The organism is Amycolatopsis sp. NPDC049253 (assembly GCF_040678995.1).
GTDB lineage: Bacteria > Actinomycetota > Actinomycetes > Mycobacteriales > Pseudonocardiaceae > Amycolatopsis.
Map to the genome: position 1 here is coordinate 108,989 of NZ_JBFAQX010000023.1, position 26,156 is coordinate 135,144.

The 26,156-nt window shown below is 71.1% G+C and carries 27 protein-coding genes; 8 read left to right on the plus strand and 19 right to left on the minus strand.

The window, feature by feature from the left end:
- Nucleotides 1-104: 104 nt before the first annotated feature.
- The 7 genes from AB0K15_RS35910 to AB0K15_RS35940 form a co-directional block, all read right to left on the minus strand.
- Nucleotides 105-1,301, minus strand: coding sequence for a cytochrome P450 (locus AB0K15_RS35910; protein WP_364060943.1), 1,197 nt, complete (start codon nt 1,299-1,301; stop codon nt 105-107).
- Entirely contained in the window at nt 1,298-2,566 is a 1,269-nt protein-coding gene (locus AB0K15_RS35915) for a methylaspartate mutase (RefSeq protein ID WP_364060946.1), read from the minus strand. The genes AB0K15_RS35910 and AB0K15_RS35915 overlap by 4 nt, the downstream gene beginning before the upstream one ends.
- Complete coding sequence (locus tag AB0K15_RS35920) at nt 2,563-3,051, minus strand: cobalamin-dependent protein (protein ID WP_364060949.1); 489 nt, start codon at nt 3,049-3,051, stop codon at nt 2,563-2,565. The genes AB0K15_RS35915 and AB0K15_RS35920 overlap by 4 nt, the downstream gene beginning before the upstream one ends.
- Nucleotides 3,048-4,262, minus strand: coding sequence for a type III PLP-dependent enzyme (locus AB0K15_RS35925; protein WP_364060952.1), 1,215 nt, complete (start codon nt 4,260-4,262; stop codon nt 3,048-3,050). The genes AB0K15_RS35920 and AB0K15_RS35925 overlap by 4 nt, the downstream gene beginning before the upstream one ends.
- Nucleotides 4,259-5,710 carry an AMP-binding protein gene (locus AB0K15_RS35930; RefSeq protein WP_364060955.1) on the minus strand — a complete coding sequence of 484 codons (1,452 nt, stop codon included), beginning with the start codon at nt 5,708-5,710 and terminating at the stop codon, nt 4,259-4,261. The genes AB0K15_RS35925 and AB0K15_RS35930 overlap by 4 nt, the downstream gene beginning before the upstream one ends.
- 170 nt (nt 5,711-5,880) lie before the next feature.
- Nucleotides 5,881-6,270, minus strand: coding sequence for a type II toxin-antitoxin system VapC family toxin (locus AB0K15_RS35935; RefSeq protein ID WP_364060958.1), 390 nt, complete (start codon nt 6,268-6,270; stop codon nt 5,881-5,883).
- Nucleotides 6,271-6,275: 5 nt separating this feature from the next.
- Complete coding sequence (locus AB0K15_RS35940) at nt 6,276-7,778, minus strand: AMP-binding protein (RefSeq protein ID WP_364060961.1); 1,503 nt, start codon at nt 7,776-7,778, stop codon at nt 6,276-6,278.
- A 131-nt stretch (nt 7,779-7,909) separates the two neighbouring features.
- Between AB0K15_RS35940 and AB0K15_RS35945 the strand changes: the two genes are divergently transcribed.
- The gene (locus AB0K15_RS35945; RefSeq protein ID WP_220243495.1) at nt 7,910-8,155 is read left to right on the plus strand and encodes a phosphopantetheine-binding protein; all 246 of its coding nucleotides are present in this window, start codon (nt 7,910-7,912) and stop codon (nt 8,153-8,155) included.
- On the opposite strand, the gene AB0K15_RS35950 is transcribed toward AB0K15_RS35945, so the two are convergent.
- Nucleotides 8,148-9,101 carry an ACP S-malonyltransferase gene (locus AB0K15_RS35950; protein WP_364060964.1) on the minus strand — a complete coding sequence of 318 codons (954 nt, stop codon included), beginning with the start codon at nt 9,099-9,101 and terminating at the stop codon, nt 8,148-8,150. The genes AB0K15_RS35945 and AB0K15_RS35950 overlap by 8 nt on opposite strands.
- Nucleotides 9,094-10,032 (minus strand): proline iminopeptidase-family hydrolase, encoded by a 939-nt coding sequence (locus AB0K15_RS35955; protein ID WP_364060967.1) that lies wholly within the window; start codon nt 10,030-10,032, stop codon nt 9,094-9,096. The genes AB0K15_RS35950 and AB0K15_RS35955 overlap by 8 nt, the downstream gene beginning before the upstream one ends.
- Before the next feature lie 273 nt (nt 10,033-10,305).
- On the opposite strand from AB0K15_RS35955, the gene AB0K15_RS35960 reads away from it, so the two are divergent.
- From AB0K15_RS35960 to AB0K15_RS35970, 3 genes are read left to right on the plus strand one after another with little or no spacing between them, the layout of a single operon-like run.
- Complete coding sequence (locus AB0K15_RS35960) at nt 10,306-11,553, plus strand: nucleotide disphospho-sugar-binding domain-containing protein (protein ID WP_364060970.1); 1,248 nt, start codon at nt 10,306-10,308, stop codon at nt 11,551-11,553.
- Complete coding sequence (locus AB0K15_RS35965) at nt 11,544-12,662, plus strand: sensor domain-containing protein (protein WP_364060973.1); 1,119 nt, start codon at nt 11,544-11,546, stop codon at nt 12,660-12,662. The genes AB0K15_RS35960 and AB0K15_RS35965 overlap by 10 nt, the downstream gene beginning before the upstream one ends.
- Nucleotides 12,663-12,682: 20 nt before the next feature.
- Complete coding sequence (locus tag AB0K15_RS35970; RefSeq protein ID WP_364060976.1) at nt 12,683-13,336, plus strand: response regulator transcription factor; 654 nt, start codon at nt 12,683-12,685, stop codon at nt 13,334-13,336.
- 453 nt (nt 13,337-13,789) lie between these two features.
- Here the strand turns inward: AB0K15_RS35970 and AB0K15_RS35975 are convergent, their stop codons facing one another.
- The 4 genes from AB0K15_RS35975 to AB0K15_RS35990 all read right to left on the minus strand — a co-directional run bounded on the left by AB0K15_RS35975 (nt 13,790) and on the right by AB0K15_RS35990 (nt 17,311).
- A complete protein-coding gene (locus AB0K15_RS35975) occupies nt 13,790-13,978 on the minus strand; it encodes an acyl-CoA carboxylase epsilon subunit (protein ID WP_364060978.1) in 189 nt (62 codons plus the stop codon).
- Nucleotides 13,978-15,579 (minus strand): acyl-CoA carboxylase subunit beta, encoded by a 1,602-nt coding sequence (locus AB0K15_RS35980; protein WP_364061017.1) that lies wholly within the window; start codon nt 15,577-15,579, stop codon nt 13,978-13,980. The genes AB0K15_RS35975 and AB0K15_RS35980 overlap by 1 nt, the downstream gene beginning before the upstream one ends.
- Nucleotides 15,545-16,306 (minus strand): alpha/beta fold hydrolase, encoded by a 762-nt coding sequence (locus AB0K15_RS35985; RefSeq protein ID WP_364060981.1) that lies wholly within the window; start codon nt 16,304-16,306, stop codon nt 15,545-15,547. The genes AB0K15_RS35980 and AB0K15_RS35985 overlap by 35 nt, the downstream gene beginning before the upstream one ends.
- Nucleotides 16,307-16,456: 150 nt before the next feature.
- Nucleotides 16,457-17,311, minus strand: coding sequence for a LysR family transcriptional regulator (locus tag AB0K15_RS35990; RefSeq protein ID WP_364061020.1), 855 nt, complete (start codon nt 17,309-17,311; stop codon nt 16,457-16,459).
- Nucleotides 17,312-17,440: 129 nt separating this feature from the next.
- Here AB0K15_RS35990 and AB0K15_RS35995 point away from each other — a divergent pair, with 129 nt between their 5' ends.
- Together AB0K15_RS35995 and AB0K15_RS36000 are read left to right on the plus strand one after the other, a co-directional pair.
- Complete coding sequence (locus AB0K15_RS35995; protein ID WP_364060984.1) at nt 17,441-18,145, plus strand: SDR family oxidoreductase; 705 nt, start codon at nt 17,441-17,443, stop codon at nt 18,143-18,145.
- Nucleotides 18,146-18,208: 63 nt separating this feature from the next.
- Nucleotides 18,209-19,045, plus strand: a complete 837-nt coding sequence (locus AB0K15_RS36000; RefSeq protein ID WP_364060987.1) for an alpha/beta fold hydrolase — start codon at nt 18,209-18,211, stop codon at nt 19,043-19,045.
- Here the strand turns inward: AB0K15_RS36000 and AB0K15_RS36005 are convergent.
- The 3 genes from AB0K15_RS36005 to AB0K15_RS36015 all read right to left on the minus strand — a co-directional run bounded on the left by AB0K15_RS36005 (nt 19,032) and on the right by AB0K15_RS36015 (nt 20,866).
- Nucleotides 19,032-19,511 (minus strand): hypothetical protein, encoded by a 480-nt coding sequence (locus AB0K15_RS36005; protein ID WP_364060990.1) that lies wholly within the window; start codon nt 19,509-19,511, stop codon nt 19,032-19,034. The genes AB0K15_RS36000 and AB0K15_RS36005 overlap by 14 nt on opposite strands.
- Before the next feature lie 84 nt (nt 19,512-19,595).
- Nucleotides 19,596-20,300, minus strand: a complete 705-nt coding sequence (locus tag AB0K15_RS36010; RefSeq protein ID WP_364060993.1) for a GNAT family N-acetyltransferase — start codon at nt 20,298-20,300, stop codon at nt 19,596-19,598.
- Nucleotides 20,301-20,386: 86 nt separating this feature from the next.
- A complete protein-coding gene (locus AB0K15_RS36015) occupies nt 20,387-20,866 on the minus strand; it encodes an SRPBCC family protein (protein ID WP_364060996.1) in 480 nt (159 codons plus the stop codon).
- A 115-nt stretch (nt 20,867-20,981) separates the two neighbouring features.
- On the opposite strand from AB0K15_RS36015, the gene AB0K15_RS36020 reads away from it, so the two are divergent.
- Entirely contained in the window at nt 20,982-21,710 is a 729-nt protein-coding gene (locus AB0K15_RS36020) for a VOC family protein (protein WP_364060999.1), read from the plus strand.
- On the opposite strand, the gene AB0K15_RS36025 is transcribed toward AB0K15_RS36020, so the two are convergent.
- Together AB0K15_RS36025 and AB0K15_RS36030 are read right to left on the minus strand one after the other, a co-directional pair.
- Nucleotides 21,688-22,632: a LysR family transcriptional regulator gene (locus AB0K15_RS36025; protein WP_364061002.1), complete on the minus strand. Its 945-nt coding sequence runs from the start codon at nt 22,630-22,632 to the stop codon at nt 21,688-21,690. The two genes, AB0K15_RS36020 and AB0K15_RS36025, sit on opposite strands and share 23 nt — an antisense overlap.
- A gap of 45 nt (nt 22,633-22,677) precedes the next feature.
- Nucleotides 22,678-24,393, minus strand: a complete 1,716-nt coding sequence (locus tag AB0K15_RS36030) for a DUF6461 domain-containing protein (RefSeq protein WP_364061005.1) — start codon at nt 24,391-24,393, stop codon at nt 22,678-22,680.
- Nucleotides 24,394-24,493: 100 nt separating this feature from the next.
- Here AB0K15_RS36030 and AB0K15_RS36035 point away from each other — a divergent pair, with 100 nt between their 5' ends.
- Nucleotides 24,494-24,964 carry a GNAT family N-acetyltransferase gene (locus AB0K15_RS36035; protein WP_364061008.1) on the plus strand — a complete coding sequence of 157 codons (471 nt, stop codon included), beginning with the start codon at nt 24,494-24,496 and terminating at the stop codon, nt 24,962-24,964.
- A 155-nt stretch (nt 24,965-25,119) separates the two neighbouring features.
- Here the strand turns inward: AB0K15_RS36035 and AB0K15_RS36040 are convergent, their stop codons facing one another.
- Nucleotides 25,120-25,521, minus strand: coding sequence for a hypothetical protein (locus AB0K15_RS36040; protein ID WP_364061011.1), 402 nt, complete (start codon nt 25,519-25,521; stop codon nt 25,120-25,122).
- Nucleotides 25,522-26,156 lie beyond the last annotated feature (635 nt).

Consider the following 26,156-nt stretch of genomic DNA (forward strand, 5'->3'; position numbering starts at 1 on the left):
CACTCCACCGCTGTAGCAAGGCAGCATTCCTGGTCGTCGGAGGGATCGTAAGTCGGCTCGGCACCGGCCCGGATCCCCAGAAAAAGCCGCTAGGGGCAGGGAAATCACCACGCGATGCGCAGGAGCGAAGGCCCCCGCACGATCACGCCGTATTCCCACTTCACGCCTTCGCGACCGTCCGCGAGCCGCATTTCCGGGAAGCGCGCGAGAATCGCCTTAAGCGCTTCCTGGAGTTCCAGGCGCGCGAGCTGCGCGCCGATGCAGTGGTGCGGGCCGTGCCCGAACGCCACGTGCGGATTGGGGCTGCGGGTGAGGTCGACGGTGTCCGGATTCGCGAACACCTCCGGGTCGCGGTTGGCCGCGTGCAGCGCCGGCAGCACCGGGTCGCCCGCGCGCACCACGACATCGCCGAAGCGCACGTCTTCGGTGGCGTAGCGGGCGAACATCGCGGCGGTGTTGATCGGCACGTACCGCAGCAGTTCCTCGACGGCGGTCGGCATCAGCTCCGGGTCCGCACGCAGCTGCGCGAGCAGCTCCGGCTGGGTCAGCAGGGTGAACAGGAAGCTCGGCAGCGCCGTGGACACCGTCTCCACACCGCCGGTGAGCAGGCCCGCGCCGGCGATGGAGATCAGCTCGTTCTCGGTGAGCTTGGCGCCGGCGTCGCGCGCGTAGACCAGCGCGCCGAGCAGGTCGTCGGTCGGCTCCTCGCGCCGCTGCGCCACCAGCCCGGCGACGTAGTTGTCGAGCTGGTCGCCGTAGACGTCGAGCACGTCACCCTTGGCCGTGGCGTCGCTGACCAGCGCTTGGGTCCACTCGCGGAAGATCTTGTGGTCCTCCTGCGGCACGCCCAGCAGGTCGCAGATCACCGTGACGGGCAGCGGACGCGCCAGCTCCTCGACGACGTCGGCGGAGTCGCCGCGCGCGACCATCCCGTCGAGCAGGTCGTTCACCAGCGTCCGCACGCCTTCGCGCATCTGTTCCAGCCGGCGGGCGGTGAACGCCTTCGACACCAGGCGGCGCAGCCGCGAGTGGTCGGGCGGGTCCATGCCCATGATGCCGTCGCCCATCTGCTGGCGGCGCATCCGCGGCTGGTCGAGGCCCTGCGCCAGCTCGCGGCTGAAGCGCTGGTCGGTCATCACGAGCTTCACGTCGGCGTACTTGGTGGCAAGCCACGCCGGTTCGCCGAAGGGCATCTGCACCCGGCTCATCGGCTCTTCGCGCTGCAACGTGTGGTACAGCTCGGAAACGGAGATCTCCTGCATGTCGAACGGGTAGGCCCGGACGGTCCGGCGCGTACTCATCGCGAATCCCCTCCAATCGCGGTCATCGGCTGTGCCAATGCCTGGGCGTCGTGGGTGTGCTGGACGTACGAGAGCGCCGACATCAACGTCGACGAGGTGATCGCACCGCCGGGACCGCGTTCGACCACGCGGCGCAGCGGCAGGGAACCCAGGTCGGACCAGCAGAGCCGGCCGGCCGGGTCGAGGTAGCTGCGGGCCTGCCCGGCGTTGTCCGGGTGCAGGCAGAACGGCACGTCGAGCAGGCCGCGCTTGAACGCGACCACGATCGCGCGCCCGAGGTCCTCGTGGCTGTTGAGCACGGCGTCGACCAGCGCGTAGGCCTCGCGGTAGACCTGGTTGTCGGCGTCCACGGTGATCTTCTCCGTGGTCCGCACGGCACCCGCGTGTTCGAGCGCCTGGATGTTCTCCGCGACGGTCGGGATCCGGTGCGCCTCGGCGACGGTCTTCACGATCAGCCGCTCCGAGCCGGTGCTCAGCGCCAGCTCGGCCGCCGTGCCGAGCAGGCTCAGCGAGCCTTCCGGCGTGCGCGGGAACAGGCCCATGTACGCATAGATCACCACGTGCCACGACGCGCCGGGCAGCAGCTCGGCGCAAAGCCGGCGCAGCGCCGCGACGGCTTCCTGGTCCTGGAGCAGGTTGGTCTGCTGGGCGTAGCTCACCGAGATGCTGCGCAGCCCCTTGCGGTAGAAGAACAACGCCTCCAACGCGCTGAGTGCCACGAGCTCGCTAGGCGGGCAGAGCTGGCCCATCATGCAGCCGCCGAACGTCTCCAGGTGCGCACGTCCGCCCGGCAGGTCGGCGTCGGCCAGCAGTTCGCAGCAGGACGACCAGTTGCGCACGGACTCGTCGAGCGGCGTGCGACTGTAGGGCAGGCAGTACGACACCGGTCCGCCCTCGGTGGCGTGCAGACCGGCGGCGAGCATCGCGCGGAAGATGTCCGCGGGCCGCGCCGAACCGTGGCGCACCTGCACCGGAAAGTCCGGGCCTTCGAGGCCGTCGAGCATCGCGCGGGTGACTTCGGCCGGGTGGTTGACGATGGGGTAACCGTTGAGCGCGATGCCGTGGGCCAGCGCGTGCGCGACGGAATCGGTGTCGCACACACGGGTGTAGCTGTCGAGCGTGACGGTACCGACGGTGGTGGCGGCCGCGTTCCTGGTCGCCGCCAGCCCGGCGCGCATCGCGGCCGGGTCGGCGAACCCCATGCGGGGCTGCACGACCAGCTGTCCGGCCGCGTGCCGGCTCGCCACGAACTCTTCGAAGCTCACACCCCCTCCACCCGCACGGGGAGCTGAGCGGCACCGGCGGTCAACGTCGCGGCGAACCGGCGGAAGGACGCATTGTTCTGCTGGTCGTCGAACACCGCGTCGAAGCCGGCGAGCAGCAGCCGCGCCGTCTCCTCTTCGGTGAGCGGGCCGTCGACGCCGAGCTTGCCGCCGATCACCACGGGCAGCGCGCGCAGCTCGGGAAAGGACCGCAGGCGCTGGATCACGCGCAGGCCGTCCTGGTAGCCGTGCCCGTTGACGCTGCTGAGCACGAGCATCGTCGGGAGCCGGCTGAGGCATTCGGACTCCAGCAGCTCGTCGGGCACGCACGCGCCGAGGTTCACCACGTCGAAGCCGAGCTCACCGACCAGCAGCTCCAGGTACACGAGGTTCCACGTGTGCGAGTCGGACGCCATGCTGCTCACGATCACCGTGCGCGGCGGTTCCGTGCCGACGCCGCCGCGGTAGGCGTTCATCTCCTCGCTCACGGCGAAACCTCGTAGGCACGCTGGTAGTCCAGCCGCGACACGGACACGACCTCGTCGCCGCGCACCACGACCTCCGTCGGCGCGGGCCGGCCGAGAAAGCTGATCAGGCTGGCGGTCACGCCGTACGCGCCGACGTTCGGCACGGTCACCACGTCGCCGGGCGCGAGCTCGGGCAGCCGCGCGGCCTTCGCGAGCGAGTCACCGGGAGTACACAGTGGACCGACGAGGCTGCCGGTCTCGCCGTTCGGATCGGTGTCCTCGATGCCGACGGCCGCGGGCAGCAGCCTGCCGATGCCGGACAGCCCGCCGACGACGTTGATGCCCGCGTCGAGGATCACGAACCTGCTGCCGCGGCTCTCCTTGACGTTCACGACCCCGGCGAGCAGCAAGCCGCAGCTGCCGGACAGGTACCGGCCCGACTCGCAGGCCAGCTCGACCTCGCCCGTCCGCCATTGCGGCAGGTACAGGTCCAGCAGCTGGGCCAGCCCCGCCCGCAGCTTCGGGTAGTCGGTGCGCGGGCCCGGCACCGCGTACGGCGAGGAGAAGCCACCGCCGATGTCGAGCAGCTCCAGTGGCAGACCGGCTTCCTGGTGCAGCTGCGCGGCCGACTGCAGCACGAATTCGTACTCGCCGAGCAGGCTGTCCTCGTCCTTCGCGTTGCTCATGGTGAAGAAGTGCGCGCCGGCCACGCGCGTGCCGGGCACGGCCTTGAACGCGGGCATCAGCGACGGCAGCGTCTCGGCGTCGATGCCGAACTGCGACGGCCGGCCCATCATGCGGATGCCGGTCGACGCGCTGCCCTGCGTGGTGTTCACGCGCAGCAGGCACGAAGCGACCACGCCGTGCTTCTCGGCCGCCACGCCGACGTGCTGCAGATCGGTGAGCGACTCCACGGAGAACAGCCGCACGCCGGTCGCGATCGCCTGCGCCAGCTCGGCGTCGGTCTTGCCCGGGCCGGTGTAGAGGATCTCACTCGGGGCGAAGCCGGCCTGCAGTGCGTTGGCCAGCTCACCGGTGGAGCTGATCTCCGCGCGGCAGCCACCGTGGCGCAGCTCGCGGGCGATCTCGGGGTGCGGGTTGGCTTTCAGCGCGTAGAAGACCTCGAAACCCTCGGGCAGCAGGCCGAAGAGCTGGTCGCGCGACTGGGCGACCACGTCGAGGTCGTAGACGTAGGTGGGGGTGCCGAAGCGTTCGGCCAGTGACTCGGTCATTTGCGCGCGCCTTCCACGAGCAGGGCCAGTTCCTTCGTGGCGTTCTTGCCGTGCGCCGTGAGCGGGAACTCGTCGACGACGTGGCACAGCGACGGGACCTTCTGCGGTTCGAGCCGCTTCGCCAGCTCACGCAGCACGGTGGTGGGCCGCAGGTCGCTCTCGACGCAGATCGCGAGGTCCCGCGTGTCGCTCGGCGGGATCGCGCCGGCCGCGCGCACGCCCGGGATGTCCATGGCGGCGGCCTCGATCTCCAAAGTGGACATCCGGATGCCCTTGCGCTTGAACATGTCGTCGCGGCGGCCTTCGAAGTAGAGGTAACCGTCGGCGTCGAGGCGGCCGTAGTCGCCGGTGTGCAGGCGCAGCTCGCCCGTGGTCTCGTCGCGGCGGAACGCACGGGCGGACAGCTCCGGCGCGCGCCAGTAACCCGGCATCACGTGCGGGCCGGCGGCCACGATCTCGCCGATGTCGCCGGCCGGCAGCTCGGTGCCGTCGGCGGCGAGGATGTGCACGGACGTGCCCGGGAGCGGCAGCCCGGACGCGCCGGGGCGCTGGTCGTCCTCGTCGGGCGGCATGATCGTGATGCGCTTGCACTCGGTCTGGCCGAACTGGCGCACGACGCGGGCACCGGGGAACGCGGCGCGCAGCTGCGAGATCGTGCTCTCCGGGAGAGCGGCGCCGGTGTTGGTGAACAGGCGCACGGGCGCGGCCGGTTCGGTCTCGCGCCCGGCGAGGGTGGCGATCATCGTGGCGAGCGAGGGCACGATGGGCACGATCGTCGCGCCGACCTCACGCATCCGCTGCAGCAGCCGCAGGTCGGACTCCGCATCGGCGAGGACGATCTCGCTGCGGCCCAGCGTCGAGAGCAGGACCTTGTAGAGGCCGTAGTCCCAGGACATCGGGAAGCGGCAGAACACGACGTCGTCGCCGCGGTAGCCGAGCACGGCCTGGATCGCGCCGGCGGCGAAGGTGACCTGGCGGTGCGGGCCGATCACGCCCTTGGGCGCGGCGGTGCTGCCGGAGGTGTAGATGAGCACGGCGACGTCGTCGGGATCGACGTCCGTCACCTCGGCGCGTGCGCCGTAGGCGGCTTCGACCTCGGTCCACAGTGGAGCGAACTCTTCGGCCGTGACCACGAGCACCGGCTCGGCGTTGCCCACCACCGAGTCGAAGTGGAACGCCTTCATCGCCGGGTTCACCGGCACGAACACCGCGCCGCGGCGGGTGGTGCCGAAGAACAACGCGACCAGCTCACGCGTGGTGGGCAGCTGCACGACCACCCGGTCACCGCGCCTCACTCCGCGCCGGGCGAGCACCACCTCCACCGCGTGGCTCCACGCGGCCAGCTCGGCGTAGGTCCACGCGCCGGCCCGGTCGCGCACGGCCGTCGACCCGGGTGCGTCGGCCACCGCCTCGTCGAGCAGGGAATGGACGAGCGAAGTACCGTTCACGACTGCTCCCACCAGAACTCGAGAACCGGGGCCTCGATCCGCCCCTCGACTCCGGGAAAACTAGCCGCGGCGGCGCGCGTGGCCACACCCCTAACCGCCCCTAAGCACGCGCGCGAAAACGGCCTGCCGTGCCCGGAAACCCAGGCGCAGCAGGCCGTTTCAGACGGGCTTCAGCTCAGCGCATCGAACCCCGCGACCGGCACGACTCCGTCGAGGCCACGGGCGAGCTGCTCGTCGAGGGTCACGAACGCGTCGCCGTGCAACCGCGTCAACGCCACGTACTCGGCGACGTACGTGTCCGCCCAGCCGAGTTCCTCGGCGACTTGCCACGCCGTCGCCTGCAGCACCCGGTCGCCGAGCAGCCGGATCTTCAACGCCCGCACGCGGTCGAGCCGCACGGCCGCGTCCTTCTTCGTCAGCTCACCGCGGCGCACCTGCGCGTAGAGCGCGGACAACGCGTGCGAACGGATGAGCGTGGGCGCCAGCAACCGGTGCCCCACCACGCCCTGCTCCTCGGCCAGCCGCAGCGCGACCTCCGGCCCGATCACGTACTTCGCCACGCGGGTCAGGCTACCGGTGTGAGCAGCACTTCGGCCTCCACTGCCAGGGCTTTCCGGTCGATCTTCCGGTTGGAGTTCAGCGGGAACTCGTCCACATGGCGGTAGTGGCGCGGGATCACGCCCTCCGGCAGGACCTTGCGCAACGCGCGCACCAGCTCGATCACCGGACGCTCGCCGCCGGTAAAGAAGACGAACAGTTCCGTGCCGGCGTCGCCGGAGACGCCGAGGGCCACGGCGTCGCGGACGCCGGTCGCGCGCAACGCGTGTTCGACCTCCGTCAGCTCGATCCGCCAGCCGAGCACCTGCACCTGGGAGTCGAGGCGGCCGAGGTAGGCCAGGTCGTCGCCGGCCAGGCGCCGGACGCGGTCGCCCGTGCGGTAGAAGCGGCGGCCCCCGCGGTCGAGGAACCGCCCGCGCTCGTCGGCCGGGTCGAGGTAACCCGGCGTCAGCTGCGGGCCCGCGATGGCCAGCTCACCCTCCTCGGCCTCCTCCACGTCGCCCTCGCCGAGGAGCAGATGGTCGTGACCCTCGTGGACGGCGCCGATCGGCACCACCCCGTTGACCGCGACGCGCGGCGTCTCCACGTCGTCCCAGCGGTAGCCGGCGACGGTGATGGTGAGCTCGGTGGGACCGTAGAGGTTCTCGGCGAGCGAGTTCACCGCCGCGGCGCGCCAGTCCGCGGTGTCGCGCACGGTGAGCGCCTCGCCCGCGAAGAAGCTCCACCGCAGGCCCGGCAGCGCGCCCGGCGTGAGCCCACCGGTGCGGCGCACCAGGTCGATCGCGCTCGGCGTCGAGAACCACACCGTGAGACCGCTCTCCGCGGCGAACGCCGGCAGGTCGCGGTAGGCCCGGCCGGGCAGCACCACGGCGGGCGCCCCCGCGCCCCACGCGCAGAACAGGTCGAACATCGCGCAGTCGAAGTTCAGGTCGAAGGTCTGCGAGAACACGTCGTCGGGCGTGAAGTCGTAACGCGCGTCGAGCAGGCCGAAGTAGTGCTCCGTCGATCCGTGGCCGATCCGCACGCCCTTGGGCCGGCCGGTCGACCCGGACGTGAACAGGATGTACGCGGAGTCCTCCGGCCGCACCTCCCGCGGCGCGGCCAACGACCGTGCCCGCGTCTCCAGCGTGAGCACGGGCACCGGCCGCGCACCGAGCACGTCCGCCGCCGGCGCCTGACCGCGGTCGTCGACGACCAGCGCGTCGACCCCCGCCGCCTCGACCATCTGCGCCGTGCGGGCCGCCGGGAAGTCCGGCCGCAGCGGCACCACGGTGGCGCCCGCGTACAACCCGGCCAGGATCCCCGCGTACGCGCTGATTCCCTTGCCTGCCAGCACCCCTACGGTGCGCGCGCCCGCGTCGGCCAGCGCGCCGGCCCAGAGCAGCGCCTGCTCGTGGAGCCGGCCGTAGCTCAGCTCCTGGTCGCCGACCCGGACGGCGGTGCCGTTCTCGGAAAGCGCCAGGCCGCGCAGGAAGCGCGAGTGCAGCCCGCCGGTGAAGCTCGTGTCCATCGTCGTCCTCCGCGTTGAATAGGGGTCCCGATGCGTCGATCCGGAGCGGCGACGCGAGGTAGAGTCCAAAACCGAACCGGGCGGTCGGTTTTCCTGCCTGGTAGATACCGATCTAGCCATCCGGAGTAGTCATGTGGGACAGCTCTTTCGACGAGACCCTTCGCACGTTCCTCCCGTTCCTGCCCGCCGAGGAGGCGCTCACCGCCGAGACCCCGCTGCGGGAGTACGGCCTCGACTCGCTCGCGACCGTGGAACTGCTCGCCGTGCTGGAGCAGAACTACAACGTGCGCTTCGAGGACGACGCCCTCAACCTCGAGACCTTCGAGAACCCGGGGCGGCTCTGGGCCACGCTGGCCGAGCTGCAGCCGGCTAGCTGACCCGCGAAGGTCCTGCGCCCCGCCTCCGGGGCTGCAGGGCCAGGCGCGGGTTGACCGTCACCACCTCGAAGCGGCTGGTGGTCGCGCGGACGCGGCCGAACAGCGTGTCCGGACCGGCCACCCAGAGTTTGCGCACACCCAGCTGTTCCAGGGAGGAGACGACGTGCGGCCACCTCAGCGGCTTGACGATGCTGTCCAGCAGCATCGTGCGCACCTGCTCCCCGGACCGCAGGATCGACCCGTCCTGGTCGGCGACGATCGGGAGCAGCGGATCGTGGAAGTCCAGGCCGCCGATGACCTCGTCCTCCGCTTTCCGGCGCAGCGCGGCGAAAGCGCGAGAGTGCAGGGGCGGACGCATGGTGTACAACGACAACCCGCCCATGCTGCGCACCGTCTGCTTGAGCCAGTCGAGGTTCCGCTCGCGCAACGAGACCATGTAGAAGTCGTGGTCGATGTAGCACGAGATGTCGGACCACTCGCCGCGTCCGTCGAGGTCGTTCAGCGCGTCCAGGAGCTTCTCCTCGGGCGTGCGGACGAACGAGTGCGTGACCACGTCGGTGTACTCCGTGGCGAAGAACTCGGTGAGACAGCGCGCGAGCTCCGCCGTCATCCACACGGCGTCGGGGAACGTCAGCGCGCCGGCGTACACACTGGCCGGCTTCTCGCCGAAGCTCGGGCCGGTGCAGTAGTCGGGGCTGATGTCGTACTCCTGCTCGGCCCATTCGGCGAGCGCGAGGCACGTGAGCATGAACCCGACCTGCGCGTACTCGGAGTAGTCCCCCTCCGTCTCGCGGAAACGGTCGACCAGCGAGTAGCCGAGCCGGTCGTTGGCCTCCCCGATCAGGCGGCGGGCGAACGGGTTGATGAGCAGGAACTTGCCGAAGTCGGCGAAGCGGCAGGGGCTCATCCCGGGGAAGACCACCGCCGATCCTCTGGCCTCATCCATGGCTGGTTGCCTCACTTTCGGCGTTGGCGGTGGGGTGGACTTCCCGCAGGAAGCTCAGCAGGACCTCGCGGAACCGGTCGGGTTCTTCGAGGTGGGGAACGTGGCTGGAGTCCTCGAAGACCTCCCAGCGCACGTCGTGGATCCGGTCGAAGTAGGGCTGGACGGTCTTGGGAGTGGCTTCGTCGTGCCGGCCGGAGATGAGCAACGCCGGCACCTCGATGTCGTCGAGGTCGTCGACCACCGAGTAGTCCTTGAGCGTGCCGGTGACGGTGAACTCGCTCGGCCCGTTCATCACGGAGTAGACGGTGTTGTTGTCCGCCATCTCCATGAACGAGGCCAGGTAGTCACCCGGCCACGGCAGCACGCGGCAGACGTGGCGGTCGTAGAACACGCGCATGGCGTCGAAGTACTCCTGCGTGTCCGTGGTGCCGGCCGCTTCGTGCGCCCGCAGCTGCTCGTCGACGCCGGGCGGGAGCTGTGCCCGGAGCACGTCCATCTCGCAGCGCCAGAGCTCGTACGAAGCGGGCGAGTTGGCGATCACGAGCCCGCGCAACCCGTCGGGCCGCTGCGCCGCGTGGCGCGCGACGACCAGGCCGCCCCACGACTGTCCATACAGGACGTAGTTGTCGTCGATGCCGAGCCGGTGCACCAGGTTGTCGAGCTCGTCGCCGAACAGCTCGGGTGTCCAGAAGTCCGCGCCCTTGTCCGGCAGCCGGGTGGAACCACCGCTGCCGAGCTGGTCGTAGTGCACCACCGGAAACCCGTGCTCGGCGAGCGAGCAGAGGTTCAGCAGGTAGTCGTGCGTGCTGCCCGGTCCCCCGTGGACCACGACGACGGCGGGCAGCTCGCCGCCGACGACGCCGGTGACCCGGTACCACGTGCGGTGCTCGCCGAAGGGAACCCAGCCCTTCGCGGTGGGCGCCACGGCCATGCTCATCACCTCGTTCGTATCCCTCGGCCGGCGGGTGGTTGCCGCCGGACCCACGTTCATGTCTAGCCGCCGGGGCGCCGTCGTCACCAGCCCCTAAGGGGCGTCTAAAGCCGGCCTAAGTCCGCCCCGTTCTCTTTAGCCGGGCGGGCTTTTCGAGGGAAGGGCACTAGGGGTGCGCGACCCCTAGCGGCGCGTTGCCGGGTCGGCCGCGCGCGTCGTCCGCACTAACGTTTTTCCCGCCAGCAGGTCGAGCCAGTTCGGAGAGTGCGTCCCATGCGAGTCATGTTGATGGTCTTCCCGACGAGGACGCACGTCTACAGCATGGCGCCGGTCGGCTGGGCGCTCGCGGCCGCGGGCCACGAGGTGCGGTTCGTGGGCCAGTGCAACCCGCGCGAGGTGGCCTCGTTCGCCGAGACCGGCCTCGACGCGATGTGGTTCGGCGCCGAGCTCGACATCGCACGCCACCGGCAGCTGCAGGTCGAGGGAAACAACGCCATGCAGGGCGAGTTCCGCATCTCCGAGAGCCGGCCCGAGCGGTACACCGGCGAGTACGTGCGCAACGTCTACGAGCACTGGGTGGACGTATTCCGCTGGACCACGCCGGATTCGTTGCTCGACGAGCTCGTGCGCTTCGCGCGGCAGTGGCAGCCGGACCTCGTGGTGTGGGACCCGATGATCTACGCCGCGCCGATCGTCGCGCACGCCATCGGGGTGCCGCACCTGCGGATGATGTACGCGATGGACCAGACGGCCCGCATCAACGCGCAGTACCGCGACCTGCGGTCCGCCGCGCCGGATCCCTTCGTGGAGTGGATGTCGGGCGCGGTGGCGCGCTTCGGCGCGGTCTACGACGAAACCCTGCGCCACGGCGTGAAGACCATCGACTGCCACCCGTCCTACCTGCGCTACGACGGCGTCGACGTCGACTACCTGCCGGCGCGGTTCATCCCGCAGAACAAGCCGATGGCGATCCCGCGCTGGGTGCTCGAAGAGCCGGCGCGCCCGCGGGTGATGCTGACGCTGGGGATCTCCAACCGGCAGGTGCTCGGCGTCGAGGAGACCTCGGTTTCCGACCTGCTCGACGGCCTCGAGGACCTCGACGTCGAAGTGATCGCGACGCTCAACGCCGGCCAGCTGGCGTCCGTGCGGAAGGTGCCGGACAACGTGCGCGCGGTCGACTTCGTGCCCATGAACGAGCTGCTCGCGAGCTGTTCGGCCATCATCCACCAGGGTGGCGGGGCCACGATCGGCAACGCCGTGGTCAACGGGGTGCCGCAGCTCGTGATCCCCGGCACCACGTGGAGCGAGCGGGGCTCGGCCGTCGCGCAGGTGAAGCGGGGCAACGGGTTGCTGGTGGACCTGGCGGACGTCACGTCGGCGAGTGTCCGAACAGGACTGCTGAGACTCCTGGAAGAACCGTCGTTCCACAGCTGCGCCAGGGAAGTCCGCGACGAGATGCTCGCGACGCCGACGCTCGACGACCTCGTGCCCGAGCTCGAACGGATCGCGCGATGCCGGTGACACGGCGGCCCCACGCGATCCGCACGATCGGGTTCCTCATCGTGAACTTCCCGATCCGGATCTTCGCGTTCGTGGTCGTCCTCGTGTCGATGATCGTCGGGGTCGCCACGACGATGCTGTGGGTGGGCATCCCCCTGTCGCTGATCGCGACGGGCGTGATGCGCGGCTTCGCGGACCTGGAACGACGATCGGTGCGGACCTTGCTGGGCGTCGACGTGGCCCAGCCGCGGCGCAAACAGCCCCACGGCAACGGCCTGCTGGCCGCGTGGCAGGCGCGGCTGGTCGACCCGGTGACGTGGCGCGAGCTCGTGTTCGTGCTCGTGGCGATGCCGCTGGGGATCGTCGAGTTCGTGGCGGGGATCGTCTCGGTGGCGGTGCCGCCGTTCGGGATCTTCGTGGCGCCGCGGATCGGGGCGCTGCACGCGGAGTTCACGCTGTCGCTGCTGGGGCCGGACCGCACGGCGCAGCTGGAGGAGCGCACGCAGCACCTGCAGCACTCGCGGGCGCGCGGCGTCGACGCCGTGGAGGCCGAGCGCAAACGCATCGAACGCGACCTGCACGACGGCGCGCAGCAGCGGCTCGTGGCCGTCGCGATGAGCCTGGGGCGCGCACAGCTGAAACTCGATTCCGACGATCCCGCGGCCGTGCGCGAGCTCATCGGCGCCGCGCACGCCGACGCCAAGCTGGCCGTGTCCGAGCTGCGCGACCTCGCCCGCGGGATCTACCCGCCGGTGCTGCAGGACCGTGGTCTCGACGCCGCGCTGTCGTCACTGACCGCCCGCATGCCGATCCCGGTCGACGTCGAGGTCTCCGCGGACCCGCGCCCGCCGGCACCGGTGGAGACCACGACGTACTTCATCGTGAGCGAGGTGCTCACGAACATCACCAAGCACGCCGGCGCCGACCGCGCCTCGGTGCGGGTGACCCGCGACGACGACACCGTGGTCGTCGAAATCATGGACAACGGCCGCGGCGGCGCCTCGATGCGCCCCGGCGGCGGCCTGGCCGGCCTCGCCGACCGCGCCGCCACGATCGACGGTGTGCTCACGGTGGTCAGTCCCCTGGGCGGCCCGACCGTCGTGCGCGCCGATCTCCCCGTCCGCTGGTGATGCTGTCAAGGAGCCGTTTCATGCGTGTCGTGATCGCCGAGGATTCCGTGCTCCTGCGCGCGGGCGTGCAAAGCCTGCTCGCCGACGTCGGCATCACCACGGCCGCCGCCGTCGACAACCCGGACGCCATGCTCGTCGCCGTCCGCGAGCACCGCCCCGACCTCGTCATCGCCGACGTCCGCATGCCCCCGACCTTCACCGACGAGGGCATCCGCGCGGCGATCGCCGCCCGCAAGGAGATTCCGGGCCTGCCGGTACTGGTGGTCTCGCAATACGTCGAGGGCAGCTACGCGGTCGACCTCATCGCGGAGGGCACCTCCGGCGTGGGCTACCTGCTGAAGGAACGCGTCGCCGACGTCGCCGACTTCCTGGAAGCCGTCCGCCGCGTGGCCGGCGGCGGCTCCGCCATCGACCCCGACGTGGTCGCACAGATGCTCTCCCGCAGCCGCGATCCCCTGGAGGGCTTGACCGCACGCGAGACCGAGGTCCTCGGTTTGATGGCGCAAGGACTCTCGAACGCCGCCATCGCGAAGACCCTGGTGGTGACCCAGGGGGCAGTGGAGAACCACATCAGCAACATCTTCGCGAAGCTGGGCCTGGAAGCCAGCCGCGACGAGAACCGCCGGATCCGCGCGGTGCTGACCTATTTGGACAGTACCGCCGTGCGTGCTTGATTCACTCGATCGAGATCGTGCGGATGTTCGAGTGGGGTGGGTAGCTTGGGGGTATGGATCTTTCGCCTGCCGGCCCTGTTCGGATCTCGACCATTGTGGACGGTGTGCTCGCCACACTGTGGAGAGCACACCTCGCTTCAGCGCGCCCTCGAAGACGGGTGCGGCTCAGTGCTGCTTTTGCTGTACTGAGCCGCAAACCCGCGCTGCCGCCTTCTCCCGATCCGCGAGGCTTCTTGGGCACGCCCTCGCCAGGTCGTGATCCCGCGCGTCTCGACCGGACCACCGTGAGCGCTCAGCCGTCCATTTCGCGGACGACAGCCGTATCGCCAGAGGGTCACGCGGTCCGTTCGCGCCACGGCGGTTCACCTGAGCCCGCTTACCCGCCCGATGCACAGAAAAGAGCCGCATCCGCGCCACCAACTTGTGGCACGGATACGGCTCCCAGGATCGCCTTCAGCGCGCCCCTTGCCAGCTCGTCGCCGGGACGAACCGCACCGGCCGGCGCGGCCGCGGCACCGTCACCTCGGCCACCGGCTCAGTCGACGCCCGCACCGCGGCCAGCACCGCCACCAGCGCCGCGAGCTCCTCGTCCGTCGGGTTGCCCCGCACGACCCGCACCACGGGCACCGTCGGCGCGCCCATCACACCGGCGGGTTTCCGTGCTTGCGCGCCGGGATGTCGGCGTGCTTGGTGCGCAGCATGGTCAGCGCGCGGATCAGCACCTCGCGCGTCCGGGCGGGCTCGATGACGTCGTCGACCAGGCCGCGCTCGGCGGCGTAGTAGGGGTGCATGAGCTCGGTCCGGTACTCCTTGATCTTGAGCCGCCGGACGGTCTCCGGGTCGTCGGCCGCCTTGATCTCGCGACGGAAGATCACGTTGGCCGCGCCCTCGGCGCCCATCACGGCGATCTCGTTCGTCGGCCACGCCAGCGACACGTCGGTGCCGATCGAGCGCGAGTCCATCACGATGTACGCGCCGCCGTAGGCCTTGCGCAGGATCAGCTGCACGCGCGGCACTGTGGCGTTGCAGTAGGCGTAGAGCAGCTTCGCGCCGTGCCGGATGATGCCGCCGTGCTCCTGGTCCACGCCGGGCAGGAAGCCGGGCACGTCGACCAGCGTCACGAGCGGGATGTTGAACGCGTCGCACGTCTGCACGAACCGCGCGGCCTTCTCGCTGGCCTCGATGTCGAGCACGCCCGCGAGCGTCGCCGGCTGGTTGGCCACGATGCCGACCACGTGCCCGTCGAGCCGCGCGAACGCGCACACCACGTTCGTCGCCCAGCCGGCGTGCACCTGGAGGAACTCGCCGTCGTCCACGATCTCCTCGATCACGGCGCACATGTCGTAGGCGCGCGCCGAGTCGGTCGGCACGAGGTCGAGGAGCCGGTCCGTCCGGCGGTCGACCGGGTCGGTGGTGGGCTCGACCGGCGGGGCTTCGTTGTTGTTGGCGGGCAGCAAGGACAGCAGGTACCGCACGTCCTCGAGGCACGACTGCTCGTCGTCGTACACGAACGCGGCCACGCCCGAGGTCCCGGCGTGCACGTCGGCGCCGCCGAGGCCGTTCTGCGTGATCTCCTCGCCCGTCACGGCCTGCACCACGTCGGGGCCGGTGATGAACATCTGCGACGTCTCGCGGACCATGAACACGAAGTCCGTCAAGGCCGGCGAGTACGCCGCGCCACCGGCACACGGGCCGAGCATCACGGAGATCTGCGGGATCACACCCGAACAACGGGTGTTGCGCTGGAAGATGCCGCCGTAGCCGGCGAGCGCGGTCACGCCTTCCTGGATCCGGGCGCCCGCGCCGTCGTTCAGCGACACGAGCGGCGCGCCCGCGGCCGCGGCGAGGTCCATCACCTTGTGGATCTTCTGCGCGTGCGCCTCGCCGAGCGCGCCACCGAAGATGCGGAAGTCGTGCGCGTACACGAAAACCGTGCGCCCGTGCACGGTCCCCCACCCACACACCACGCCGTCCGAGTACGGGCGGCGGTGTTCGAGCCCGAAGCCCGTCGCGCGATGGCGCCGCAGGGCCTCCAGCTCGGTGAAGCTGCCGGGGTCGAGCAGCAGCTCGATGCGCTCGTGGGCGGTCAGCTTGCCGCGCTCGTGCTGCCGGACGGTGGCCGCGTCGTCGGGACCACGCCGCGCCGCCTCCTTGATCTCGCGCAGCTCCACGAGCCGGTTGCCGAACGCTCCCTCTACGGCCAGTGCCTCAGACATGTACACGCCCCTTGTCGACGAGCCGATCAGCCAGATAGCGGAGAATCACGTCTTGGTGGCGGGTCAGGAAGAAGTGCCCGCCCTGCAGCGTCACCAGCTCGAAGCCCGCCGAGGTGTGGTCGGCCCACGAGCGGACCTCGGCCACGGACGCGACCGGGTCGTCGGTGCCGGTGAACGCGACCACCGGTGCGGCGAGCGGAGTGCCCGGCACGTGAAGATAGGTCTCCACGGCGCGGTAGTCGTTGCGCACCACGGGAAGGATCATGCGCACGACGTCCTCGTCGCCGAGCAGGTCCATCTCGGTCCCGCTCAGGCGGCGCAGCTCGTCGAGCACGCCTTCGTCGGTGCGGGTGTGCACGCTCTCGTCCCGCTGCCGTGACGGTGCACGCCGCCCGGACACGAACAGCGTGTCGACCGAGCCGCCCGCCGATTCCAGCCGCCGCGCGACCTCGTAGGCGACCATCGCGCCCATGCTGTGGCCGAACAACGCCAACGGCCGGTCCGTCTTGTCCGCCAGGAGCCCGGCGACCGCGTCGGCCATGGCGTCGATCGTGGTCAGGAACGGCTCGTGCCGCCGGTCCTGCCGCCCGGGGTACTGCACGGCGAGCACCTCGACGTCCGGCGCCAGCGCCCGCGAAACCGGGAAGTAGAAGCTGGCAGACCCGCCCGCGTGGGGCAGGCACACCAGCCGCGCCCGGGCCTCCGGCGCCGCGTGGAACCGCCGAAACCAGGCGTCTTCCGCGTGGGCGACCATGTCGTCCCACCGCCTTTCCGTCTGTCACAACGGGACGAGGTCACGCCGACCCGGGTCCCCCGACGCACCAAGCTAGCCCGCCCGGCAGCCGCCCAACGACCCCTAAGCGCCCCTAAAGGCGGCCTGAAAGGAGACCGTCCACAATGGACCTCAGCCCTGGTCGGCACCGCCTTCGAGCTGCTCCAGAAACGCTCGTGCGGCCGGCGACGCGCTCGCGCTCACGGCCACCGCGACGGTCCGCAGCGTCCGCGGCACCAACGGGCGCAGCACCGTGCCGTCGAGCCGCGGCACGCCGACGGAAGGCAGGATGCTCACACCCAGCCGCGCTCGCACCATCTCCAGCACGGCCGACATCTCGCGGGCCTCGAACGTCGCCTCCAGGTGCACCCCGGCTTGCTCCGCGGCCGCCGCGAACACCTGCGCGCAGCCGCCGGTCGGGCGGACGAACGGCTCCTCGCCGAGATCCGCGTAGGACACGGCCTCGCGCTCCGCCAGCCGATGACCGGCGGGCAGCACGGCGCACATCTCGTGGCTGTCGAGCAGCACCGTCCGCAGGCCGGGTGCGGGCAGCGTGACCACGGCGGCGTCGGCGACACCCAGGTCGAGCCAGTCGCGCACCTCCTGGTCACTGCCCTCGATCAGGCGCACCGCAACGAGCGGGTGGCGTTCGGTGAACGCCCGCAGCTCGGCGGGCAGCCGCGTCCCCGTGGCGGTGGGCAGGCTGGCGATCCGCAGCGTCCCGGTGATCTGGCCGGCCACCTCGGCGACCTCCGCGCGCAGCAGATCGACCTGCCGCACAGCCTCGCGCGCTCGCCGGACGGCGCGTTCACCGGCTTCGGTGAGGGTGACGCCCGTGCGTTGCCGGGTGAGCAGCGGGGCACCGAGCTCGGCTTCGAGCGCGGCGACCGAGCGGCTCACCGCGGGCTGAGCCATGCCGAGGCGCTCGCCCGCGGCCGTGAAGCCGCCGTGGTCGGCCACGGCCAGAAGCACCTTGAGCTGCTGCATCGTCGTCACGAGGACCTCCCGCCATGTTCGCCGCGGCATGCCGACATAACACGAAGGACATTTCCCACGGCTCATCCAGAACATTAGCGTCATGGTGCAACCGAGGAAGACAACGAGGAGTCACCAGTCATGCGAGTGCTGATCACCGGAGCGTCGAAGGGCATCGGCCGGACGGTCGTCGACCGGCTGGCCGCCGAGGGCCACCACCCGATCGGCCTGGCGCGCACCGCGCCGGCCGAGTTCCCCGGCAGCTTCCACGCCGTCGACCTCGGCGACCGCGCCGCCACCGCCGCGACGCTCGAGAAGGTCCTCGCGGAAGGTCCCGTCGACGCGGTGGTGAACAACGTCGGCTTCGCCAAGCTCGCACCGCTCGGGTCGATCGACCTCGACGACGTCGCCCACGCCTACGACCTCAATTTCCGCACCGCGGTGCAGGTGACCCAGGCCGTGCTGCCCGGGATGCTCGCCGCCGGGCGAGGGCGCATCGTCAACGTCACCAGCATGGTCACGCTCGGCACCGCGAATCGCACCACCTACGCGGGTTCGAAGGCGGCGCTCGAGACCGCCACCGCCATCTGGGCCGGGGAGCTCGGGACCAGCGGCATCACCGTGAACGCCGTGGCGCCCGGGCCGACGGAGACCGAGCTGTTCCGCCGCGGCACCCCCGCCGGGTCCGAGGCCGAAGCCCGGTTCCTGGAGAAGCTGCCGGTCGGCCGGCTCGGGCGTCCGGCGGAGATCGCCCACGCCATCTGTTTCCTGCTCTCCGAGGACGCGGGGTTCATCACCGGCCAGATCCTGCGCGTCGACGGCGGAGGGAGCATCGCCGCGGCCTGAAATCCTCGGTGGACAGACCAAGACCGCTACGGCGGCCTGACCGATTCGGGCAGAATCGCCGAGATGGCGCCCACCTTCGTCCTCGTCCACGGTTCCAACGCGACCAGCCGCTGCTTCTCCGTGCTGCAGCGCGAGCTCGCCCTGCGCGGCCACCGCTCGCTCGCGGTCGACCTGCCCGGCCACGGCGCGGCCGGGTTCTCGGCGGCCTACCAAGCGCAGGACTTGGCGACGTTCGCCACCGAACCGTCACCGCTCGCGGGGATCACCCACGCCGACGTGGTGGCGGCGGTGACGGACGTCGTGCGGCGGGCGCACGGGCACGGTCCGGTGATTCTCGTCGGGCACAGCCGGGGCGGGCTCACCGTCACGAGCGTCGCCAACGCCGTGCCGGAGCTGCTGCACCGGACCGTCTACGTGTCGGCCTGGTGTTGCGTGGACGACACGCCCGCCGGCTACCTGCGGAACCCGGCATACGCGTCGGCCGCGCTGGCCGAAGCGGCGAAGGTGATGGTCGGTGATCCCGCACAGCTCGGCGTGATCCGCATGAACTGGCGCTCCGCCGACCTCGCCCACCTCGCCGCTCTCAAACAGGCGATGCTGGCCGACGGGACCGACGCCGAGCTGCTGGCGTTCCTGGCCGGCCTGGACCCGGACGAGTCGCTCGACGCCGGCAACGACCGGGCCGACGCGGCCACGTGGGGCCGGGTGCCCCACACCTACGTGCGGCTCACCCGCGACGAAAGCCTGCCGCTCGCGTTGCAGGACCGGTTCATCGAGGAGGCCGACGTGCTCACGCCTGCCAACCCGTTCGACGTCCATTCGCTCGACGCCGGCCACGTCAGCCCCTTGGTGCACGCGGCGGAGCTCGCCGACGTGCTGGGGAGCCTCACACTCCGGTAGAAGAACCCGGCCGCACGATCATCAGCACCGTGACCACGGCCCACAGCAGGTTGAACACCCCCGTCGTCATGGCCAGCCGCCCGGCGACGCGGGTGTCCAGCGCGGTCGCCACAGCCGACCCAGCGGCCTCAGCGGGCACCGCACCGTCGCCCGAGGGTCCCGCCAGCGCGGCTCGCTGGCCCGGCAGCACGAACACCAGCAGCACCACCGCGGCCACCGCCGTCAGCGCGATCGAGACGAGCACCCACGTCTGGCCCGTCACCTTCATCGTCCCGGCGACGGCGAAGCCGAACACCGGCACGGCGATCGACACCCACGCGTACACGCGGCAGATGCGGTGCAGCAACGCCAGCGTCGAGCGATCACCCCGCTTCAGCGCGGCGGGGAACATACTGGCGGCCACGGCCACGGGCCCGACGGCGAGGATCGCCGCCAGCACGTGGATCGACAGGAAGACTTTGCTCACGACCCTGACGCTAGCCCTCGCGTTTCACCGCCCGGAACCGGCTGGATCGCCGCGTTCCACCGGATTCTCGCCAGTCGCCGAAAACTAGCGCTTGTCCGCTTCGGGCACCTGCACCGCGAGGAACACCAACGTCCGGTTCAGCCGGAAGCCCAGGTGCTCGTACAGGCGGATCGCGCCGACGTTCGACGCGGCGGCGTGCAGGAACGGCAGCTCGCCCCGCTCACGAATGCCCGCCGCGACCGCGCGGATCAGCCGCGCCGCCAAACCCTGGCCGCGGAACTCCGGGTCGGTGCAGACCGCGCTGATCTCCGTCCAGCCCGGCGGGTGGAAGCGTTCGCCGGCCATCGCGATGAGCGCGCCGTCGCGGCGGATGCCGAGGTAGGTACCCAGCGAAATGGTGCGCGGCAGAAACGGGCCGGGCTGCGTGCGCGCGACGAGGTCGAGCATCTCGGGCACGTCGGCGTCGGTGAGGCGGACGGTTTCCGCGTCGGGCGCCACCGTCAGGCCGGTGCCCTCGAGCTGCACACCCGGCGTTTCGCCGAGCACGGTCCAGCCCGCGGGCGCGGAGCCCGTGGCCCCGGCGATCACGGCCGTGCCACCGGGCCCGGCGAGGTCGGCGATGTCACGCCAGACGTGCTCGTCCGGCTGATCCGGCAGGGCGACGAAGGGCGCGACGTCCGCGGGGTAGCGCAGGACCTGGCCCTTCTGCTCGGCCAAGTGCGCGTGCGGTCCGGTCAGCGCTGCCCACACCGGGTTGTCGAGCGGCGACGAGCTCATCCTGCCTGCCATTTCGTAGACGGAGCGACACTCCAGAATGCGGCGGCGGCCAGGCGTTCTGCCACCCGATCCCACATGCTGGGGCCCGGCCCGCCGCACTACGCGCGCAACGCCTCGAACGACTCCTTCAGCGCCGGGTAGTAGTCGTCGAACGACGGGCGAGGGGTGTCGTCGCGCGCGGCGACCAGCAGGTCGAGGTAGTACTCCCAGCCGGGCCCGATCTCGCCGATGCCGTCGGTGCTCGCCAGGTGGTGCACCAGGCGCAGCTCGGTCCCGTCCTCCACTTCGGACACCAGCAGCTCCAGCGGCCACCCGCCGGCGTCCGCCATCCCCAGCAAGGCCAGCCGCCGCGGCGCCTCACAGGCTTCGATGCGCATGTCGGTCCACGGCTTGCCCTCCTCGAACACCATCTGCACCCGGACCGTTTTCCCGGGCGTGCCTTCGCCTTCCCACGGCCCGAACCACAGCGCTGTGCGGTGCGGCTGTGTCACGTCGGCCCACACGTCTTCGGGCGACGTCGCGAACGTGCGGCGCAGCACGAGGTCGACCCCGCCGCCGGTGCGCACCAGCTCTGCCATGGGGGGACCCCTTCCGCGTCGAGGACGCCAGGGTAGCCGCGAACCGGGCAAATCAGGCCGAAAACTGGCCGGAGGGGGTTCTACCGTTCGAATCCACGACGTCGAAAGGATTCCGATGAGCACCGTCGAGACCAACCAGCCGCTCGGCACGCCGACCTGGATCGACCTGGCCGTGCCCGACCTCGACCGCGCGCGGGCCTTCTACGGCGCCGTCTTCGGCTGGGACTTCGACGGCGGCGACTGCCTCCTGCGCGGCCTCCCCGTCGCCGGCCTGCACCACGCGGCCGACGCCGCGCCCGGCTGGCAGGTCCACCTCGCGACCGACGACTGCGCCGGCACCGCCGAAGCCGTCGCCGCGGCCGGCGGCACGCTACTGCGTGAACCGCACGACGTCGGAGACCGCGGCCGCGCCGCCCTCGCCGTGGACCCGTCCGGCGCGCGCTTCGGTCTGTGGGAGGGCCACGCGTTCCCCGGCTCCCGGCTGGTCAACGAGCCCGACACCTTGGTGCGCAACGACCTCGTCACCCCGGCCGCGGCCGCAGCGCGCAAGTTCTACTGCACCGTCTTCGGCTTCACACTCGACGGCAACGACGACCTGCCCGACGCCGACTTCACCTTCCTGCGCCGCCCCGACGGCCACGAGGTCGGTGGCATCTTCGCCCTCCGAGACGCCCCGACCTCGGCCTGGGCCACCACCTTCGAAGTCGCCGACGCCGACACTTCGGCCACGAAGGCCCGCGACGCAGGCGGCGAAGTCGCTTCCGTGGAGGGCACGCCGTACGGGCGGATGGCGTCCGTCACGGACCCGTTCGGCACCGGCTTCACGATGATCGCGCGCCCCTGACCAGGTCACGGCGCACGTGCTCCGGCACCCAGCTCGCGCCGGCCGGGCTCGCCCACCCGCGGCGCACGAACGCGACCAGCTCGGCCAGCCCGCGGTGACCGGTCCCCGGGCGCCACACCAGTGACCACGGGTAGCACGGCACCGGCTCGACCACCGGGATGCGCTGCAGATCGTGCCGCTCGGGCCACGCGATGCGGATCTTCTCGCCGACGAACGTGAACAGCGTGCGTGACTCCGCCAGCGTGTCGAGCAGCGCTTCGAGCCCGAAGTTGGGCCCGGTCGGGTCGACGTCCACGCCGAACTCCGCCGTCAGCTCGGCGTAGAAGCCCTCCCACTCACTCCCGCGCCGGATCCCCGGCACCCACGCGCGGTGCTCGGCCACCTCGGCCAGACGCACCTCGCGCCGTCCGGCCAGCGGGTGCCCGGGCCCGACCACGATCTGCAACGGCTCGAGGTACGCGTACAGGTGCTTCAGCCCCTCCGGCGGCTCGCGCAGGTACGTGAACCCGACGTCGACCGCGCCCGCGCGCAGCTCCCGCAGTGTCTCGGCCGCGCCACTGGAGGTGAGCATCTCCATCGGCACCTCGCGGTGCGCGCGGTGGAACTCCCGGAACAGCTCGGCCGCCGCCAGCCGCCGCCCCAGCACGTCCACGCGCAACGGCCGCGGCTCCAGCTGCACCGACTCCACCGCGTCGGCCACCGCTCTCAGCACGGCCTTCGCGCGCGGCAGGAACGTCCGCCCGGCCACCGTCAGCGACGCCCCGGCCGCCACCCGCTCGAACAGCACGACACCGAGCTCGCCCTCCAGCCCCGCCACCCGCTTCGACACGGCCTGCTGGCTGATCCCCAGCCGCCCGGCCGCGAGCCGGAACTGCCCCTCCTCCGCGACCGCGACGAAGGCGCGGAGTGCCTCGAAGTTCATGCGCTCCAGTGTCACCTCACCCCGATGGCGTGACCCGCCCGGCCGTCACAGGTCCGCCACGGGATAACCCATGCCGGCCTCCTGGATCTCGTCGAAGTCCTCCACCGTGAGCCCCCGGCCGGTGAACCGCTCGACGGCCACCAGGCCCTTCTCATACCGGTCCCGCCAATCGTGGAAGTCCAGCCCCTCGACGGCGGCGGCCACTTCCGGATCGTCGCCGAGCGAGCGGCCGAGTTCGTCCGAGGCGAGGAGTTCGCCGTCGCGAGCGAAGGAGAGCCGGGTGACGGCGTTGACGTTCCAGAACATGCTCGCGGCGCGTCCTTCTCGCGACAGTTCGGCCAGCACCTCGCGCTGCGCGCCACGAATCCCGTTCTCCTCGATGGCCAGCACGATTCCGTCCACTTCGGACGCCGTCACCCAGGGGCCGAACTCGAGGTCCGAGTCGAGCAGGTCCTCGATCGGTTCCGGCTCCCGGATGTCCGCGCCGAACGCCTGCAAGACCTCCCGCAGCGTCAGCCCCACGACCACAGTCACGGTCGCCCCCTCCGACAGTGCACTCTGGCTGACCCACCGGTACGCCGCCTCGGGTAGGTCGGCCCCTGGGGGCTCCGGTTCGCCGCGCAGCCGGTGGCCCAGCCGGTCGGCTCGCGCGTGGACCACGGCCGGTGCCGGCGGCGCTTCCCACACGACCAGCTCGTAGTTCTCGGTCTCGACGTCGTCGCGGCCGTACGCATACACCCGCACCCGCAGGTCACCCGGCCGCGGCGGTGTCGCGATCCGACGGTGGTTGTAGTGCTTCGGTCCCACGAAGGTCGCGTCGCCGCGGCGAGCCGGCCAGCTGACCTCCGCAACCTCGTGCCAGCCCTGCGTGTCGATCTTCGCCGGTGGCTCGGCGAGCACCCGCATCCGGACTTCCAGCACCCCGGTTTCCCGCCCCGTCCGCACGAGCACTCCACCGTCGACGACTTCGACCAGCCCGTTGTCCGCGAATTCGCCTGGCTCGGCGACCGGTCCCTCGGCCAGTGCGAACACGTGGTCGCGCACGGCCACCTGCATAGAGCCGAAGGCCGGCAAGCGGTACTCGGCGCGCTTCTTGGCAAGTACCGCCTCCTCGTACACCACGGGCATGCTCCGGCTCGGCAGAAGAGCCGACGCGACGCCCAGCCCGAGCCCGATGTGCGCAGCCACCTTGTCGTACGCGGCATCGCCCAGCACGCCGGCCGCCGTCACCACTGCCACCGCAAGGTACGCCGCCCCGTGCGCCGCGGCGACCGCCTCTTCGTCGCCCGCTGCGTCCGCACCCAGCGACCCGGCCACGGCCTCGTGCTCGACCAGCCGCGACACCAGCCCGGCGATCACCTCCACCGCACCCGGCCGGCAAGTATCGAAGAATCGGGCTTCGCGCAACGCCTCGGCCTCGGTGCTCATGGACCCGAAGGCGAACGTCCCGGTAGCGCGGTCGCCCAGCCCCGCCGCGGCGCCCGCCACCGGCGGCAATGCGCGCACGGTGAGCTCCAGCGCCCCGTGCACGCGTTCCACGATCCAGACCGGCAGCCCCCGCAAGGCCCGGATCGCTTCGGGCTCCCCGGGCCGCGCGCGGTGTTCCTGCCCGCCACGCCATCGGCCGAGCGCTGCCGCGGCCGTCACCGGCACCGCGGCCGCCACGCGCGGCGCCTCCCGGACGATGGCTTGGACCAGAGCCGGCATCACCTCGTCTTCGTGAGCTGTCCCGGGCGTGCGGTCGGAATCGTTGTCCCCCATGGCACCCATCCTGCCCGATCACCATCCGCCGCGGGGACCGTTCCCGAACGCCGCTCGAACTCGATTGCGCTGCCGGCCTCCCGACCGCTAAACAGGCATCGTGAACCTCCGCCTCCTCGAAGCGACCGCCGACGACGCCGCCGAACTGATGGTGCTGCAGCGGTGCTGCTGGGTTCAGGAAGCCCTGCTCAACAACACCCTGGAGATCCCCGCGCTCCACGAGACGCTCGACGAGGTCCGCGAGTGGATCCGCACGTGGCGCGTGTGGGTGTTGCGGCAGGGTCCGCGCCTGGTGGGCGCCGTGCGCGGGCGGCTCGAGGACGGCGCCTGGGAGGTCGGCCGCCTGATGGTCGCGCCGGACCTCGCCGGACACGGCCTGGGCCGCCGGCTGCTGGAGCACGTGGAGAGCCAGGCGCCCGCGTCGGCGGACCGCTTCGAGCTCTTCACGGGCGCCGCGAGCAAGCGCAACATCACCATGTACGAACGCGCGGGCTACCGCTTGACCGACCAGTCCGGCCCGCTCGAGGCCCACATCCAGCACGCGGTCTTCCTGGTCAAGCGCCGGGCGTGATCACTCGGCCCGCACCAAGCACGCGATCCCCCGGCCAAGCGCCGAGCCTGACCACGACCCGGATCAAACGTGCGATCTCCCCGACCATGCGCCGAGCCTGACCACTCGGCCCGAATCAAACAGGCACTCCCCGACCAAGCGCGGAACCTGATCGTTCACCCCGTGTGCAGGTGCGCCGCCAGCCGGATCCGCAGCCCGCGCACGTCGGCGAGCGCCACCGAGAACGTCTCGGCCGGCCGGTGGCCCGCGGTGTTGTTCCACCGTCCACACGGTCCGGTGACGTACGTGAAGCCGTTCCGCGTCAGGGGAACCGACCAGATCTGCTCACTGCCGCGCCCCGCGCCGGACCGCCGCGCGTGCCAGAACTGCGACGTCGCCATCACGTCCCCCAGCGCGCCCACGAACGCGGGCACGTCCTCGTCCCGCAGCCCGAGCCCCCGCCCGGCCCACACCCGCGGCAGGTCCGGCTCGCCCTCGCCGGGCCGCAACGTCCGCCCGAACACCACCTCGGCGTCCCCGACGTCAACACTCCAGCCCGGCGCCGTGATGCGCACCATGGTTCGACTCGCTTCCTGAGTTCCGGCGCCGAGTGAACCACGCCCCCACCGAACCCGACTGAGCGATCACCGCTTCAGGAAGCGGGTTCTGCCTCGTTGCCTCCGTCCGCGCGCGGCCCCGCTCCCGCCCGCCTGCCGCCGGGCCCAGCCACTCGGGTCGACAAGCCACCGCCCCGCCCGAACACCGCCCCGCCCGAACACCGCCCCGCCCGAACACAGCCCCGCCCGAACACAGCCCCGCCCGAACACAGCCCCGCCCGAACACAGCCCCGCCCTCCCAGGGGGGCGTCCCCATGCCCAGTCTACCGGCCCCCACCGACAAAACCCTTGGCGCAGCCGAGTTATCCACAGGTGCGCCCGAATCCGGCGCCACTGTGGACAACTCGGCAAAGCCCGTTACCGACCCGGCCGGAACCACTCGGCCAACAAGCGGAATTTCCCCGGTTGGCTTCGCGGCGAAGCCAACCGGAGGAATCTCCAAATCGACAGCAACCGCAACAAAGAAGTGCCAAGTCGCTTTCCGGAAAACCTCATCGCGAGCTAAGACCATGTCTCAGTAGGTGAGTTTCTTGTAGCAGGTGAGGGTGGCGGCGAGGGTGAGGAAGGCGCAGAAGTGGTTGGCGTAGCGGTCGTAT

Excerpts from the sequence above, each read along its gene's own strand:
- AB0K15_RS35910 (WP_364060943.1), bottom strand. The coding sequence starts at position 1,301 with ATGAGTACGCGCCGGACCGTCCGGGCCTACCCGTTCGACATGCAGGAG.
- AB0K15_RS35925 (WP_364060952.1), bottom strand. The coding sequence starts at position 4,262 with ATGACCGAGTCACTGGCCGAACGCTTCGGCACCCCCACCTACGTCTAC.
- AB0K15_RS35940 (WP_364060961.1), bottom strand. The coding sequence starts at position 7,778 with ATGGACACGAGCTTCACCGGCGGGCTGCACTCGCGCTTCCTGCGCGGC.
- AB0K15_RS35945 (WP_220243495.1), top strand. The coding sequence starts at position 7,910 with ATGTGGGACAGCTCTTTCGACGAGACCCTTCGCACGTTCCTCCCGTTC.
- AB0K15_RS35950 (WP_364060964.1), bottom strand. The coding sequence starts at position 9,101 with ATGGATGAGGCCAGAGGATCGGCGGTGGTCTTCCCCGGGATGAGCCCC.
- AB0K15_RS35955 (WP_364060967.1), bottom strand. The coding sequence starts at position 10,032 with ATGGCCGTGGCGCCCACCGCGAAGGGCTGGGTTCCCTTCGGCGAGCAC.
- AB0K15_RS35960 (WP_364060970.1), top strand. The coding sequence starts at position 10,306 with ATGCGAGTCATGTTGATGGTCTTCCCGACGAGGACGCACGTCTACAGC.
- AB0K15_RS35965 (WP_364060973.1), top strand. The coding sequence starts at position 11,544 with ATGCCGGTGACACGGCGGCCCCACGCGATCCGCACGATCGGGTTCCTC.
- AB0K15_RS35970 (WP_364060976.1), top strand. The coding sequence starts at position 12,683 with ATGCGTGTCGTGATCGCCGAGGATTCCGTGCTCCTGCGCGCGGGCGTG.
- AB0K15_RS35975 (WP_364060978.1), bottom strand. The coding sequence starts at position 13,978 with ATGGGCGCGCCGACGGTGCCCGTGGTGCGGGTCGTGCGGGGCAACCCG.
- AB0K15_RS35985 (WP_364060981.1), bottom strand. The coding sequence starts at position 16,306 with ATGGTCGCCCACGCGGAAGACGCCTGGTTTCGGCGGTTCCACGCGGCG.
- AB0K15_RS35990 (WP_364061020.1), bottom strand. The coding sequence starts at position 17,311 with ATGCAGCAGCTCAAGGTGCTTCTGGCCGTGGCCGACCACGGCGGCTTC.
- AB0K15_RS35995 (WP_364060984.1), top strand. The coding sequence starts at position 17,441 with ATGCGAGTGCTGATCACCGGAGCGTCGAAGGGCATCGGCCGGACGGTC.
- AB0K15_RS36000 (WP_364060987.1), top strand. The coding sequence starts at position 18,209 with ATGGCGCCCACCTTCGTCCTCGTCCACGGTTCCAACGCGACCAGCCGC.
- AB0K15_RS36010 (WP_364060993.1), bottom strand. The coding sequence starts at position 20,300 with ATGGCAGGCAGGATGAGCTCGTCGCCGCTCGACAACCCGGTGTGGGCA.
- AB0K15_RS36015 (WP_364060996.1), bottom strand. The coding sequence starts at position 20,866 with ATGGCAGAGCTGGTGCGCACCGGCGGCGGGGTCGACCTCGTGCTGCGC.
- AB0K15_RS36020 (WP_364060999.1), top strand. The coding sequence starts at position 20,982 with ATGAGCACCGTCGAGACCAACCAGCCGCTCGGCACGCCGACCTGGATC.
- AB0K15_RS36025 (WP_364061002.1), bottom strand. The coding sequence starts at position 22,632 with ATGAACTTCGAGGCACTCCGCGCCTTCGTCGCGGTCGCGGAGGAGGGG.
- AB0K15_RS36030 (WP_364061005.1), bottom strand. The coding sequence starts at position 24,393 with ATGGGGGACAACGATTCCGACCGCACGCCCGGGACAGCTCACGAAGAC.
- AB0K15_RS36040 (WP_364061011.1), bottom strand. The coding sequence starts at position 25,521 with ATGGTGCGCATCACGGCGCCGGGCTGGAGTGTTGACGTCGGGGACGCC.